At 65.4% G+C, this 13,936-nt stretch carries 10 protein-coding genes; 4 read left to right on the forward strand and 6 right to left on the reverse strand.

What is annotated here, in order from left to right; genetic code table 11:
- The first annotated feature begins 192 nt into the window (after positions 1-192).
- From NX773_RS04970 to NX773_RS04980, 3 genes are all read left to right on the forward strand, one after another.
- A complete protein-coding gene (locus NX773_RS04970) occupies positions 193-588 on the forward strand; it encodes a hypothetical protein (RefSeq protein WP_258855234.1) in 396 nt (131 codons plus the stop codon).
- A 141-nt stretch (positions 589-729) separates the two neighbouring features.
- A complete protein-coding gene (locus tag NX773_RS04975) occupies positions 730-2,613 on the forward strand; it encodes a flagellar assembly protein A (RefSeq protein WP_258855235.1) in 1,884 nt (627 codons plus the stop codon).
- A 93-nt stretch (positions 2,614-2,706) separates the two neighbouring features.
- The gene (locus NX773_RS04980) at positions 2,707-3,186 is read left to right on the forward strand and encodes a chemotaxis protein CheW (protein ID WP_258855236.1); all 480 of its coding nucleotides are present in this window, start codon (positions 2,707-2,709) and stop codon (positions 3,184-3,186) included.
- A 39-nt stretch (positions 3,187-3,225) separates the two neighbouring features.
- Here NX773_RS04980 and NX773_RS04985 read toward each other — a convergent pair whose 3' ends face one another.
- Genes NX773_RS04985 through NX773_RS05000 form a run of 4 tightly spaced genes read right to left on the reverse strand, consistent with a single transcriptional unit; the run spans position 3,226 to position 7,604 of the window.
- Positions 3,226-5,196, reverse strand: coding sequence for an ATP-binding cassette domain-containing protein (locus tag NX773_RS04985; protein WP_258855237.1), 1,971 nt, complete (start codon positions 5,194-5,196; stop codon positions 3,226-3,228).
- Between the two features lie 6 nt (positions 5,197-5,202).
- Complete coding sequence (prmB, locus tag NX773_RS04990) at positions 5,203-6,087, reverse strand: 50S ribosomal protein L3 N(5)-glutamine methyltransferase (protein ID WP_258855238.1); 885 nt, start codon at positions 6,085-6,087, stop codon at positions 5,203-5,205.
- Between the two features lie 15 nt (positions 6,088-6,102).
- Positions 6,103-7,245 (reverse strand): succinyl-diaminopimelate desuccinylase, encoded by a 1,143-nt coding sequence (gene dapE / locus NX773_RS04995; protein ID WP_258855239.1) that lies wholly within the window; start codon positions 7,243-7,245, stop codon positions 6,103-6,105.
- Positions 7,242-7,604 carry an ArsC family reductase gene (locus NX773_RS05000; RefSeq protein ID WP_258855240.1) on the reverse strand — a complete coding sequence of 121 codons (363 nt, stop codon included), beginning with the start codon at positions 7,602-7,604 and terminating at the stop codon, positions 7,242-7,244. Before NX773_RS05000 ends, dapE begins: the two co-directional genes overlap by 4 nt.
- Positions 7,605-7,768: 164 nt before the next feature.
- Between NX773_RS05000 and NX773_RS05005 the strand changes: the two genes are divergently transcribed.
- The gene (locus tag NX773_RS05005; RefSeq protein ID WP_258855241.1) at positions 7,769-9,433 is read left to right on the forward strand and encodes an alkaline phosphatase family protein; all 1,665 of its coding nucleotides are present in this window, start codon (positions 7,769-7,771) and stop codon (positions 9,431-9,433) included.
- 374 nt (positions 9,434-9,807) lie between these two features.
- Here the strand turns inward: NX773_RS05005 and NX773_RS05010 are convergent, their stop codons facing one another.
- Complete coding sequence (locus tag NX773_RS05010; protein ID WP_307728487.1) at positions 9,808-12,162, reverse strand: CBS domain-containing protein; 2,355 nt, start codon at positions 12,160-12,162, stop codon at positions 9,808-9,810.
- The gene (locus tag NX773_RS05015) at positions 12,159-13,757 is read right to left on the reverse strand and encodes an HD domain-containing phosphohydrolase (RefSeq protein WP_258855242.1); all 1,599 of its coding nucleotides are present in this window, start codon (positions 13,755-13,757) and stop codon (positions 12,159-12,161) included. Before NX773_RS05015 ends, NX773_RS05010 begins: the two co-directional genes overlap by 4 nt.
- Positions 13,758-13,936: the final 179 nt, after the last annotated feature.

The following is a 13,936-nucleotide window of genomic DNA, read 5'->3' on the forward strand; positions in this document are numbered from 1 at the left end:
TGTCCGGTTTGTCAGAATTATGTCGCTATGGTAACTTCTCTCGCCGATGCGTGCCGGGCTTCCTAACCCGGCATTACATTGTGTTACAAACTTTACCCATTTGGTCTTATGCCCCTCTGGCTTTATGCATACACTGGGTACAGGTCGCAACAAAGATTATCTGTTTATACGGCATCGCGGAAGAGGAACACCATGAAACACGTGCCCATCCCAACCAGTGTATCGCCCGCCACCTTTGGCGGCATCCGGTTGGCGCGCGTGCTGTGCGCGGCGGCCGCCGCGCTGGCCGTGGTGGCCACTCCCGCAATGGCGCAGCGCCAGGACCGCGGTGCCGACCCGCGCATGCAGGACATGCGCGGCCAGCAGGAGCAACCGCGTCCGATGCCGCAGGCCGAGCACGGCCAGCGCTTCGACCCGCGCACCTTCGATTCGCGCGAGTTCGACGAGCGCCGCATGCAGCAAGAGGCCGCCGCGCGCAGCCAGGAAGCGCGTCGCAGCGGCCGCCTGACCCCGGACGAGCGGCGCGACCTGCGCCGCCAGATCAACGAGGCAGGCATGGACCTGTATTCACGACCGCAACACCGCTGACGCGCTTTCCCCCATTTCTGGGGGTAACTTGTTGACGGACATTTATTTTCTGTTGACACCATGTTACGCTTGTCCGGTCACCCGTTGTGCATTGTAAATATGCGGGGTTAACCAGACGACCGGAGCGTGAACGTGTCGAACATGCCTGCTGCTACAACCAACGATGGATCGCCCGCGGGCGGTGCGGCCAGCATGCCGGAATACGGCGTGGTGCAGCGCGAGGACGGCGTGTTCCTCGACCCGTCGCTGCCGCGCGCCGGCCTGATGGCCGCGATCGACAACATCTTCGCCGCCAACAACTATTTCGCCGGGCTCGATTACGCGGTGCTGTTGCGTGCGCTGTACGGCGTGGGCGCGCCATTGCCGCTCAATCCCCATGGCGACGGCTGGGTGCGGTTTGCCTCCGGCATCGTGCCGTTCGACCGGGCGCGCCGCCAGTTGTACCGCGCTGTCAAGCTGGACAAGGGCATGGCCGAATACTATTTCGAGCCGGTGTACCTGGACGACCCGGGCGACCCTGGCGGCAGCGGCGTGCCGGCCCGCCTGGACCTGGACGAATTTGTCGCCGACCTGTGGACCAAGGGTATCCGCTTCGGGATCGACCTGGACGCCGTGCGCGCCGCGATCGCGTCCAGCCAGTCGGGGCGGCTGGTGGTCGCCCGCAAGCTCGACGCGCTGCCCGGCCAGGACGCGCGCGTGATCGAGGTCTCGGACGACATCCACCGCAACGACGCGCCGCGCCAGCTCGCCAACGGCAAGCTCGACCTGAACTCGTTCCAGAACCGCTTCCCGCAGATCAAGGAGGGCGTGCGGCTGCTGAAGAAGCTGCCGCGTGTGCCCGGCACCGCTGGCTATGAACTGAACGGCAACGTGATCGAACCGGCGGTTCCCGCCGACCTCGACCTGCAAGCCTATTGCGGCCTGGGCACGGTGGTGCAGCGCACGCCGGATGGCGAGTTCCTGGTGTCGCAGCAGGCCGGTTTCCTGACGGTGGACCGCAAGACCAGCCAGATCTCGGTGGGCGGCAAGATCGTCAGCCACGACGGTGTCAGCGTCAAGACCACCGGCAACCTGCAGCTGTCCGGCGATTACGAGGAATTCGGCGAGATCCAGGAAAAGCGCGTGATCGAGGGCGACAGCATCACCGTCCATGCCGACGTGTTCGGCACCGTGGTCTCGCGCGGCGGTGCCGTCGTGCTCAACCGCAACCTGGTCGGCGGCACCGCGATCAACAAGCAGGGCAGCATCACGGTGCGCGGCATGGTCTCGGGCGCCACCATCCAGGCCAGTGGCGGCGACGTGGAGCTGCAGCGTGCCGAGAACTCGGTGATCTCCGGGCGTGCGGTGCGCATCGAGCACGCGATCAACTGCGAGATCGTGGGCGAGACGGTGGAAGTGGGGCAGGCCGAAGGCTGCGCCATCGCCGGGCGTACGCTCGCGATCGAAACCGCCGCGCCGCGCCGCCAGAGCGAAATGGTGGTGTTCGTCCAGGTCCCCGACAGCGCGCGCATCAACAGCGTGCTGGCCGCGACCGCCGTGCGCGCCGAGCAGCTGGAGCAAGCTGCCGCGCGCTACAAGGCCGAGGTGGACCGGCTGGCCGGGCAGCCCGACGTGCGCAAGTACATGCGCCTGGCCGCGAGCGTGCGCAAGAACGAGATCACGCTCACGCCGGAACAGGTGCCGGCGTTCCAGCGCATGGCCAAGGCGGTGGGGCCGGTGCTCAAGGAGATCGGCAAGGCGTCCGACGCGCAGAAAGCCGCCGAGCTCGAGCTGCAGCAGAGCCGCGAGCTGGTCGCGCAGCTGGAGCGCCAGCGCGACGGCGCCGGCGTCTCGCGGGTAGCGGTGCGCTCGGTGCAGGGCGACATCCAGGTGCGCGCGCTGAAATACGACCCCGACGACGGCAGCAGCTGGGACCTGCCGGCACGCGACATCAAGGCTCGCCTGCGTGGCAACACTGCGGGCGCGCCGCTGTTTTCCGGCAGCGCCGGCGCCTTCGAGTGGGACAGCGAGCACGCCCGCGCCTGAGTTTTTGATGTCTCAGCAGAAATATTGACAGCAGTCAACTGACTCTGCGCCACGAGCCCGTACGATAGAGCCGCTAACCAGTGGGGGCGGGCCATGCAGAACGACACCAGCGGCGTTTCTCAGCAAATCAAGTTCCTCAGCTTCACGCTCGGCGGGCTGGAGTATGGGCTCGACTTCGGCAAGGTGCAGGAACTGCGCGTGCTCAAATCGCTCGAGCGCTTCGCCGCCGATGGCGAGATCATCAGCGGGGTGGCGGTGTCGCGCGGGATCATCATGCCGATCGTGGACATGCGCGCCGCGTTCTCGGTACGGCCGGCGCAGCCACCGAGCCCGCTCACCGATGTCATCATCCTCAAGCTCTCGTCCGGAACCATCGGGATGGTGGTGGACGGGGTGTCCGGGGTGGTGAGCTTTGCGGCTGAGCAGATCACGCCGATTCCGGGCGCGAACGGGCAGGTCGAGTACCTGCTGGGACTGGGGCGGATCGAGGGACGGCGCCTGATTCTGGTGGACATCGACCGGCTGATGTCGATCCACCGCGCGGCAAAGCAGGCGGAGAAGGTGGTGGCGTAAGACACGCGGACGTCGTCCCGGCGCAGGCCGGGACGACGGTCAGGCAGCCAGGCCTTCGAGCTGCTCCTGCAGTTCGAGCCACTCGCCTTCGAGCTGCTCCAGGTCGCGGCTGCAGAACGCCTGGTCGGCCACCAGGTTCTTCAGTTCGTCTTTCTTGTCCGCTTCGTAGATACCCGGGTCGAGCAGCTTCGCATCGACTTCGGCCTTCTTCGCATTGAGCTTGGCCATCTGCTCTTCCAGCCGCTTGATGCGCGACTCGATCGGCTTCTTCAATGCCGACAGGCGCTGGCGCTCCTCGGCTTCGAGCCGCTTCTGCTCCTTGCGGTCCACCGCCGGCGCCGGCGTTGGCTCTGCCTTCGCGCTTGCGGTCGGCAAAGGCACGGCTTCCGCCTTGCCCAGCTTGGTCTGGAACAGCCACTCCTTGTAGTCGTCCAGGTCGCCGTCGAAGGGCTGCAGGCGGCCGTCGGCCACGATCAGGAACTGGTCGGTGGTGGCGCGCAGCAGGTGGCGGTCGTGCGAGACCAGCACCAGCGTGCCCTCGAACTGCGCCAGCGCCAGCGTCAGCGCCTCGCGCGTTTCCAGGTCCAGGTGGTTGGTCGGCTCGTCCAGCAGCAGCAGGTTGGGGCGCTGCCACACGATCAGCGCCAGCGCCAGGCGCGCCTTCTCGCCGCCGGAGAACGGCGCGATCGGGCTGGTGACCATATCGCCCGGGAAGTTGAAGCCCCCGAGGAAGTTGCGCAGCTCCTGTTCGCGCGTGGTCGGCGCGATCTTCATCAGGTGCCACAGCGGCGATTCGTCATGCCGCAGCATCTCCACCTGGTGCTGCGCAAAATAACCGATCGACAGGCCCTTGCCCAGCGTGGCCGTGCCCGACAGCGGCGCCAGCTCGCCGGCGATGGTCTTGATGAGGGTCGATTTGCCCGCACCATTCACGCCCAACAGGCCGATGCGCTGGCCGATCTGCAGCGAGAAGTTCACGCGGTGGACGATCGCCTTGCCGCCCACCTTGTCGCCATGCGCGTCCAGGATCGGGTAACCGGCTTCCACGTCCTCCATCACCAGCAGAGGATTGGGCGCGGACAGCGGCTCGCGGAACTCGAACGAGAACTCGGCGGCCGCGCGCAGCGGCGCCAGCTCCTCCATCTTGGCCAGCGCCTTCATGCGGCTTTGCGCCTGGCGCGCCTTGGTGGCCTTGGCCTTGAAGCGGTTGATGAATGATTCCAGGTGCGCCTTGGTGCGCTGCTGCTTTTCGTACGCGGCCTGCGCCAGCACCAGGTGCGCGGCGCGCTGGCGTTCGAAGTCGCTGTAGTTGCCCGAGTAGCGCTTGAGCTTGCGCTCGTCGATGTGCACCACCACGTTCACGATCCCGTCCAGAAAGTCGCGGTCGTGCGAGATGATGATCAAAGTGCCGGGGTAGCGCTTGAGCCAGTCCTCGAGCCAGATGATCGCGTCCAGGTCCAGGTGGTTGGTCGGTTCGTCCAGCAGCAGCAGGTCGGAAGGGCACATCAGCGCCTGCGCCAGGTTCAGGCGCATGCGCCAGCCGCCGGAAAAACTCGCCACCGGCTGCTGCATCTGTTCGAGCGTGAAGCCAAGGCCCAGCAGCAGCTGCTCGGCGCGCGACTGCACGGTGTAGGCGTCGGCGTCGGCCAGTGCGCTGTGGACCTCGCCCATCGCAATGCCGTTTTCCTGCGTGTGCGGCGCGGCCTCGAGCCGTTCGAGCTCGGCTTGCAGCCGGCGCAGGGTCACGTCGCCGTCGATCGCGTATTCAAGCGCGGGACGGGCCAGCGCGGGCGTCTCCTGCGCCACGTAGGCCATGCGCCACTTGGCGGGAAAATCGATCTGGCCCTGGTCCGGATGCAGCTCGTTGCGCAGCATCGCGAACAGGCTCGATTTGCCGGCGCCGTTGGCGCCGACCAGGCCAATCTTGTCGCCCGGGTTGAGCGTGAGGTCGGCATCCTCGAGCAGCGGCTTGGTGCCGCGCATGAGGCTGACGTTCTGGAATCGGATCATCGTGCGTTACTGGAGCTGGTCGGCGGTGAGCAGGAACACCTGGTCCTCGCCCGCGCTGGTGGAGAGCCACGTCAGGCCGAGGTGGCCGAATGCGGCTTCGGCGAATTCGCGCTCGTTGCCGATCTCGACCACCAGCACGCCGTCCGGGGTGAGCCGTTCGGCGGCGCCGGCGACGATCTTGCGCACCAGGTCCATGCCGTCGGCGCCGCCGGCCAGCGCGATCTGCGGCTCGCGCAGGTACTCGGGCGGCAGCTTCTTCATCGACTCGGCGTTCACGTACGGCGGATTGGTCACGATCAGGTTGTACTTCTTGAACGGCACGTTTTCGTACAGGTCCGACTCGATCGGGTTGACCCGGCCTTCCAGCTTGTAGTCGCGGATGTTGCGCTCGGCGACCGCCAGCGCGTCCTTCGAAATGTCCACCGCATCGACCACCGCGTTGGGGAAGGCGTCGGCCAGCATGATGGCCAGGCACCCGGAACCGGTGCACAGTTCGAGCACGTTTTCCACCGTATCCGGATCGTTGACCCAGGGGCTGAACTGGTTGGGGATCAGCTCGGCGATGAAGGAGCGCGGCACCAGCACGCGTTCGTCGACGTAGAAGTTGTAGCTGCCCAGCCAGGCCTCGTTGGTGATGTAGGCGGCCGGCACGCGCTCGGTAACGCGGCGCTCGATCACGGCCAGCACCGCCAGCACCTCGTCGTGCAGCAGCTTCGCGTCCAGGAACGGCTCGAGCTTGTCGAGCGGGAGCTTGAGCGTGTGCAGGACCAGGTAGGCCGCCTCGTCGAAGGCCTCGGCGCTGCCGTGGCCGAAGAACAGCTTGGCGGCGTTGAAGCGGGTGACGGCATAGCGCAGCAGGTCGCGCGGCGTGGTGAAGGAGTCGGTAGTCATGGCCATGTTCTCGTGTTATGACGCGCCGGACAGCAGGTTTTCCAGTGTGCGGCGGTAGATGTTCTTCAGCGGATCGATCGCGCGCAGCTCGATGTGCTCGTCGATCTTGTGGATGGTGGCGTTCGTCGGCCCGAATTCTATCACCTGGGGGCAGATGCGGGCGATGAAGCGCCCGTCGGAAGTCCCGCCGGTGGTGGACAGTTCGGTCTTGATGCCAGTCTCGGCCAGGATCGCCTCGCAGACCGCGGTGGACAGCGTGCCGTGCGGCGTCAGGAAGGGCAGGCCCGAGAGCGTCCACTCCAGGTCGTAATCGAGCTGGTGGCGGTCGAGGATGGCGTGCACGCGCGCCTGCAGCGATTCGGCGGTGCTGGCGGTGGAAAAGCGGAAGTTGAAGTCCACCGTCAGCGTGCCCGGGATGACGTTGTTGGCGCCCGTGCCGGCGTGGATGTTCGACGCCTGCCACGAGGTCGGCAGGTAGTATTCGTTCCCTTCGTCCCAGCGCTCGGCGGCCAGTTCGGCCAGGGCAGGGGCCGCCAGGTGGATCGGGTTGCGCGCGAACTGCGGGTAGGCGATGTGGCCCTGCACGCCCTTTACCACCAGCTTGCCGGACAGCGAACCGCGCCGCCCGTTCTTGATCATGTCGCCCAGCACGTGTGCGGATGTGGGCTCGCCGACCACGCAGTAGTCGAGCTCTACGCCACGCTCTTCCAGCAGGTCCACCACCACCGCGGTGCCGTCCACTGCCGGGCCTTCCTCGTCGCTGGTGATGAGGAAGGCGATCGAGCCTTTGTGATTGGCGTGCTCGGCCAGGAATTCTTCGGTGGCCACCACCATGGCCGCGATCGAGGTCTTCATGTCCGATGCACCGCGCCCGTACAGCTTGCCGTCGCGCCGGGTCGGCGTGAACGGGTCCGACTGCCACTGCTCGCGCGGGCCGGTGGGCACCACGTCGGTGTGGCCGGCAAACACGAACAGGGGCGACGCGCTGCCCTTGCACGCCCACAGGTTGGTCACGCCGTTCGATTCGATGGTCTCGCAATGAAAGCCGAGCGGCGCCAGGAGTTCGATAAGGCGCTGCTGACAGCCTGCATCCGTGGGCGATACCGACGGCCGCGCAATCAGCTCTTCCGTCAGCTGCAGGGTGCGCGAGGGCTTCATGCCGGCGCGCCTTCGAAGATGGCGCGGTACTGCGCGTCCGAGAAGCCGACCGAGAACTTGCCATCGTTATCGAGCACCGGACGCTTGATGACGGACGGGTTGGACAGTATGAGCTCGAGCGCGCTCGTCTTGTCGGTCACGGCCGCCTTTTGCGCGTCCGTCAGGTTGCGCCAGGTGAGCCCCTTGCGGTTGACCAGCACTTCCCAGTCGAGCTGGCCGAGCCACTGCTGCACGGTGGCGCGTTCCAGTCCCTGCTTCTTGAAGTCGTGGAAGGTGAAGTCATGGCCGTTGTCCGCGAGCCAGGTGCGCGCTTTCTTGACGGTGTCGCAGTTGGGAATGCCGTACAGGGTTCGTTTCATGGGCAGGAATGGCTGTGCTGCCGGGGCGTGCGGGCGCGCCGGCGCGCTTGATTTGGGAAGCCGCGAGGATAGCACAGCTGCCTGTTTGCCAACGGATGCTTGTCATTGGGCGGACACATCTGTAGCCTATCGTACCTCCCACCCTTGTTCTCCTGTCAATACACATGTCCCGTCCCGCACCGCTCCTCCGCCTGCTCGCGCTCACCGCGCTGGCCGGCTCCGCTGTCACGTCCGCCTGTGCAGCCGCTCCCGTCAAGTACGAGCAACCCAAGCTCGTGGTGGTCATGGTCGTGGATGGCCTGCCCAACGAACAGGTGATGCGCTACCGCGACCAGTTCGGGCAGGGCGGCTTTCGCCGGCTGATGGAGCAGGGCGCGTGGTTCACCAACGCCTTCCAGGCGCACGGGGTGACGGTGACCGCGGTGGGACACACCGCTGTTTCTACCGGCGCCTACCCGTACCGCCACGGCATCATCAATAACTACTGGTACGACGCCAACGGCAAGAAGGTGTACTGCACCGAGGACGGCCGCTACCACTACCTGGGCGACGGTGAACAGACCCAGGAGCACGACGGCACCTCGCCCGCAAACCTGCGCGTGGACACCATCGGCGACCAGCTGCGCTATGCGACCGGCAACCAGTCCAAGGTGGTCACCGTGTCGGGCAAGGACCGCGGCGCGATCCTGCTCGCCGGGAAGACCGGCACCGCCTACATGTACATGGAGAAAACCGGCTCGTTCGCGACCAGCACCTTTTACATGAACGCGTATCCCGCCTGGGCCGAACACTTCCGCGCCGCGCATCCGCAAGACCGCTACTACGGCCAGTCGTGGACAAAACTGCTGCCCGACGCCGCCTACGCGGGCGACGCGCCGTATGTCGAACTAGCCAACGGCAAGCAGAGCCGGTTCCCGTTCGTGTTCAAGAGCGACAGCGGCAAGCCGGACGCGAAGTACTACGAAAGCCTGAAGGGCTCGCCGGCGGTGGACGAGCTGACGCTGGAATTTGCGCGCGCCGCCATCGAGGGCGAGAACCTGGGCCGCAACCCGGCCGGCGTGCCGGACCTGCTGGGCGTGAGCCTGTCCGCGCACGACATCATCAACCACTCCTTCGGGCCGGAGAGTGCGATGTCGCACGACCACCTGCAGCGGCTGGACCGCATGCTGGCGAACTTCTTCGGCTACCTCGACAAGCGCATCGGCCTGTCCAACGTGCTGGTGGTGCTGACCGCGGACCACGGCTTCACCAACTCGCCGGCGTTCTCGCAGGCGCGCCACATCGACGCGTTGCGGATCGATCCGGACAAGCTGGTCTCGGGTCTGGACAAGACGCTGGCCGACGCGTACCACGTGAACAAGCTGGTCAAGAGCTCGATGCTGCCGGAAATCTGGCTCGATGATGGGCTGGTCGAGAAGAACGGCCTGTCGCGCGCGGACGTGGAGGCGCGCGCAGCGCGCTACCTGCTGGCACAGCCCGGCATCGCGCAGGTGTACACGCGCACCCAGTTCGAGAACGGCGGCGTGGGCCCGACGCGCCTGGGCCTGCTGATGCAGCGCGCCTGGAACCGCCAGCTCTCGGGCGACCTGATGGTGGTGCCGCAGCCGTATTCGCTGTTCACCAAGTCGCTCACCAACGCCTCGCACGGCGCACCGTACAACTACGACGCCAATGTGCCGCTCTTGATCATGGGCAGCCGCTGGATCAAGCCGGGCACGTATGCGGGCTACACCGAAGTCGTGGACATCGCCCCCACGCTTGCGCACCTGCTGCGTGTGCGTCCGCCCGCCGCTGCGGAAGGGCGCGTGCTCGAGCAGGTGCTGCGCTGACCACCCCAAAGGGGCCCAAGGTCCGGGCTCTCTTTTCCGTGGAACGCGCGGTTTCGTACGATTCCGTCCGATTTCGCTCGATAGCGCCACGAAAGCGCCCGATTTGCGCGCGAAATCGTACGTTTTGACGCCGAAACCAGCCGATTTCATCACGAATTCGCGCGATATTCATGAGCTCATAGCGGTTATATCCGTTTGGATATCGTTCAATTTCGGATTGCTTTCGCGCGCTTTCGGGCTGAAAGCGTGCGGTTTCGCGGCCAAATCGGGCGGCTTCGTACGCCTATCGGACGAAATCGTCTGAAATCGCGCGTTATCGGGCGATTCGGAGAAATCGCAGGCCCGCACCCTGCAGGCCTGGTGACGGGGTGCTCTCAGTCGATCGCGAGGATGTGCGGCACGAAATCGCCGCGCTTGAGCACTGCGGTGCACGCCGCCACAACGGCCGGGTCGAGCTTGGTGCCGCTCATCTTGGCGATTTCGCTGGCCGCTTGCTCGATCCCCAGGGCAGGCCGATAGGGGCGGTCGGACGACATCGACTCCACGATGTCGGCCACGGTCAGGATGCGCGATTCGAGCAGGATCTGGTCGCCGCGCAGGCCACGCGGATAGCCTGAACCATCCAGGTACTCGTGGTGCTGGCGGATGATCTCCGCGATCGGCCACGGGAAGGTGATCTTCTTGAGCACGTTGTAGCCGGCCTCGGGATGCTGCTTGATGAGGGCAAATTCGGCAGCGTTCAGTCGCGCCGGCTTGGACAAGATCTCCGTGGGTACCTGAATCTTGCCGATGTCATGCACGATCGCACTCAGATACAAGGCGCGGATGCGTTGTTCGTCGAGGTGCATTTCCTTCGCGATCATCACTGCCAGCTCCGCCACGTGCTGCTGGTGGCCGGCCGTGTAAGGATCGCGCTGTTCCAGCACGGCGCCGATGCCGGCAAGCGACTCCTCCAAAGCCCGTTCCAGCTTGTTGGCCTGGACGGCGACGTCTCGCAACGACTGGTCGTACGCTGTCTGCGTGCGGCGGGCCTGTACGCCGTAGGCGATCGAGTCGGCCAGTTCTTCGAACAGGCGCGTCTCTTCGGCGCCGAAGGCTTCCTCGTCACCGGAATAGATCGTGAGCGCGCCGACCGTTTCCCCATCCATTTTCAGCGGGATGGCCGCCGACGAATGGATGCCGAATCCTGCCGCGCGCTCGCGCCACGGCGCAAAGGCAGGCCGGGCCCGCACATGATTGGCGATCTGCGTGGTCCCGGTCTGAAAGGCGATACCGGTCGGCCCATTGCCGTATGGCCCCGGCGCCCAGGTGACGACGAGGCCTTCGGCGTAGGGCGACGCCACGCCTGCGGTGGCGACGATTTGCACCGAGTGTGCTTCGTCATGCACTTTCCATCCGATCCAGCTCAGGAGGTAGCGCGACTCGGAGGTGATGGCTTCGCAGACCGCCTGCAGCATCTCCTGCTCGCTTTTGGCATAGACCATGGCCTTGTCACTCAGGCTAATCGCGCGCAATGCCCAGTTGAGCTGCTTCGTTTCTTCGAGCAGGCGCCGTTGTTCGGTGATGTCGGCGTAGATGCCGACCACCCCTTCGACATTGCCGTCGGCATCGATCACCGGGGCCTTGGTGGTTTGCACCCAGCTCTGCTTCCCACACGGTGACACGTACGGTTCTTCCATCGTGATCGACGTCTTCTCGTCCATCACCTTGCGGTCCGCGTTGCGATAGCTTTCAGCAAGCTCTTTCGGGAAGAAATCCAGGTCCGTCTTGCCGTGGACATCCTCAGGGGTCACGCCGATGTCGGCGGCAAAGTTGGCATTGCACGCGACAAACACGGACTTCGCATCCTTGATGAAGATCCGTTGAGGCAGATGGTTGACCAGCGCGTAGAACTTGTTCTCGTTCAGCTCTTTGGACTGCGCCACGATGACGGTCCGGAGCATGCGGATGTACTCGCCCTCGTAGTGGCGCACCAGCTCGTCCTCGCCAAAGACACCCACCAGCTCGCCCAGGCTGCCGAGGATGGGAATGATGGCCAGGCCAGGTTCGAGCAAGAGGCGCGCGGCTTCCGCGGACGATGCGCTCTCGCGCAGGGTAGCGCTGCAGGGGTGCATGAGATCGGCGATGCCCAGGCCAGTTTCGCCGCGGCCAATGGTGCGCACGACATCCTTCTCGGTGATGATGCCTGCCGGAGTGTCGCCATCGACCACGATCAGGTAGCGCTCGCCGCTGGTGGCCATTTGCTTCAACGCGTCCTCCAGCGTCGAGGTTGGCGGCAAGCGGCCGAAGCGGGTTTTCATCAAATCTCCGACGGTGGCCATCCCCAACAGGCCGGCAACGCCGTCGATCTTGCGGAAGTCCGATTCGCTCAGCATGCCGGCCGGCCGCCCGTGCTCATCCACAACGGGCAGGTGGTGAATGCCGTGTGCGAGCATCAGCTGGAATGCCTCGTGGACCTCAGCGTTTGCCGCGACCGACATCACCTGCCCACTCATCAGCTCGGCCACCGCCTGCTGCGGGGCGATGCCTTTTGCAAGCTGGCGCACCAGGTCGTGCTCGGTCAGGATGCCGGCCACATCCTCGCCGCGCATCACCAGGGCACTCGAGGCGCCGGCAGCGGTCATCCTGGACGCCGCGTCGGCGAGGGTGGTGGTGTCGTTGACGATCACAAAGTCATCGCTCATCAGCGATGCGACCTGGTGTTCGGTAAATTTTTCCGAGAGCTTCATGCGTGAGCCAAATGTTTTTCGCCGGCCCCGGCCGGACGGGCCAGCCACTGCCAGTCGCGCTCGATGAGCCTGATGCAGGCGTTGACGACATCCGCGTCGTATTGCTGGCCCCTGCCGGCGTTCAGTTGTGCGATCACGCTGTCGATGCTGGCGGCGCGCCGGAAGGGCCGGTGCGACAGCATCGCTTCCACGCTGTCGGCCACGCGAATGATCTTTGCCTCGGGCAGGATCTGGTCTCCCACCAGCCCGCGCGGATAGCCTGTTCCGTCCACGTTCTCATGGTGCTGGAACACGATTTCGGCTATCGGCCAGGGAAACTGGATGTCGCGCAGGATGTCGCGCCCGGCCTCGGCATGCATCTTGACGAGATTGAACTCTTCCGGCGAAAGCCGCCGTGGCCGCGTGAGGATTTCGGCGGGGACCTGGATCTGGCCAACGTCGTGGATCATCGCCGCGATGCCAAGCCCTTCGAGGCGATGTTCGTCAAAGCCCAGCTCCCTGCCGATGGCAACTGCCAGTTCGGTGATGCGGCGCTCATGGCCGGCGGTGGACAGGTCGCGGTGCGCCATGGCGGAGGTCAGCGCGCCCACGGTCTGGTTCAAGGTCTGGCGCAGGGCCGCGTTGGTTTCGTCCAGCGACTTTTGCGCGCAGACCAGGTTCGCCAGCATGCGCTCCAGCTCGGCCGTCTTGGCCGTCACCTGTTGGCGCAGGCTGCGGTTCCACACCGCCAGCAGCGCGCCGCCAATGCCGAGCGCGAGCAGGATATAGCCGGCATAGCGCAGGTAGATGGGCAATGCGGACGGTTCGATGCGGGTGCCGTGCCAGCGTTTGTCGATCGCGTCCCGTTCCTGCGCGCTGATCTTGTCAAAACCCTCGCTGACCTGGCGATACAGTGCCTCGTTTCCTTTGCGGACCACCCAGTGCGCACGGGCGACGTACAGGGACGGCGAGTGGCGGAAGGCATCCGTTTTGCGCAGCCTGTTCAGGAAATAGTCGGCCACCTGCTGCTGGGCGCAGAACAGGCGAATGTCGCCCCTGACCGCGGCGGCGATCATCGCTTCGTGGGTGGGGTAGCGCTTGAGGGTGTCGCCTTGCGCCGCGAGCTTCTCGCCGCAGGCGTCGCCCTGCGCGACGCCGACGACGAAACCGCGCGCGGTCGCCGCGTCGACGATGCCGGACAACTCCTGGCCGAAATACAGCATGACCTGGGTTTCAAAGTGCGGCGACGAAAAGTCGAAGCGCGCCTCCCGCGCCGGGGTGCGGATCAGCGCGTCGCCGATGTCGGCCTGGCCGGAGGCCACGGCTTCCTGCAGTTGGTCGAAAGGCAGCGGCAGCAATTTGACCGAGGTGCCGGTGCGCTCGCCCCACAAGGTCCACAGGTCGTTGAGGATGCCTGTGACGCCGCCGGCCTGGTCGGGAATGACCCAGGGCGGAAAATTGACGGGAACCGCGACGACAACGGTCGCCTGCCGCGCTGCGGAGGCGTCGGGCGCACTGCGCGCCGGGCCAGGAGCAATCCCGAATAGAAATAAAACGAAGGCAACAGCCAGGACGGAGTGCCCCAGGCGCCGTGGTCGGTGCGCGTACCAGCGCATGTTCACTCCCTGCACGCGTATCAAGCAAGCGCTTGAATAGGATGACGTTCCGTTGAGATATGTTTCATCATAATCCGCGCGCGTACATATGGGCAAGTTTCTGTACGCCGGGACAATACTTTCGGGGCAGTTTCGCGACAATCCCGGCACAAGGGCGACGAAAGGGCGCACGGCTTTGG

The organism is Massilia solisilvae (assembly GCF_024753215.1).
Lineage (GTDB): Bacteria > Pseudomonadota > Gammaproteobacteria > Burkholderiales > Burkholderiaceae_D > Telluria > Telluria solisilvae.

Bases quoted from the DNA above. Each gene is read 5' to 3' on its own strand.
- NX773_RS04970 (WP_258855234.1), top strand. From the start codon at position 193: ATGAAACACGTGCCCATCCCAACCAGTGTATCGCCCGCCACCTTTGGC.
- NX773_RS04975 (WP_258855235.1), top strand. From the start codon at position 730: ATGCCTGCTGCTACAACCAACGATGGATCGCCCGCGGGCGGTGCGGCC.
- NX773_RS04980 (WP_258855236.1), top strand. From the start codon at position 2,707: ATGCAGAACGACACCAGCGGCGTTTCTCAGCAAATCAAGTTCCTCAGC.
- NX773_RS04985 (WP_258855237.1), bottom strand. From the start codon at position 5,196: ATGATCCGATTCCAGAACGTCAGCCTCATGCGCGGCACCAAGCCGCTG.
- prmB (WP_258855238.1), bottom strand. From the start codon at position 6,087: ATGACTACCGACTCCTTCACCACGCCGCGCGACCTGCTGCGCTATGCC.
- dapE (WP_258855239.1), bottom strand. From the start codon at position 7,245: ATGAAGCCCTCGCGCACCCTGCAGCTGACGGAAGAGCTGATTGCGCGG.
- NX773_RS05000 (WP_258855240.1), bottom strand. From the start codon at position 7,604: ATGAAACGAACCCTGTACGGCATTCCCAACTGCGACACCGTCAAGAAA.
- NX773_RS05005 (WP_258855241.1), top strand. From the start codon at position 7,769: ATGTCCCGTCCCGCACCGCTCCTCCGCCTGCTCGCGCTCACCGCGCTG.
- NX773_RS05010 (WP_307728487.1), bottom strand. From the start codon at position 12,162: ATGAAGCTCTCGGAAAAATTTACCGAACACCAGGTCGCATCGCTGATG.
- NX773_RS05015 (WP_258855242.1), bottom strand. From the start codon at position 13,757: ATGCGCTGGTACGCGCACCGACCACGGCGCCTGGGGCACTCCGTCCTG.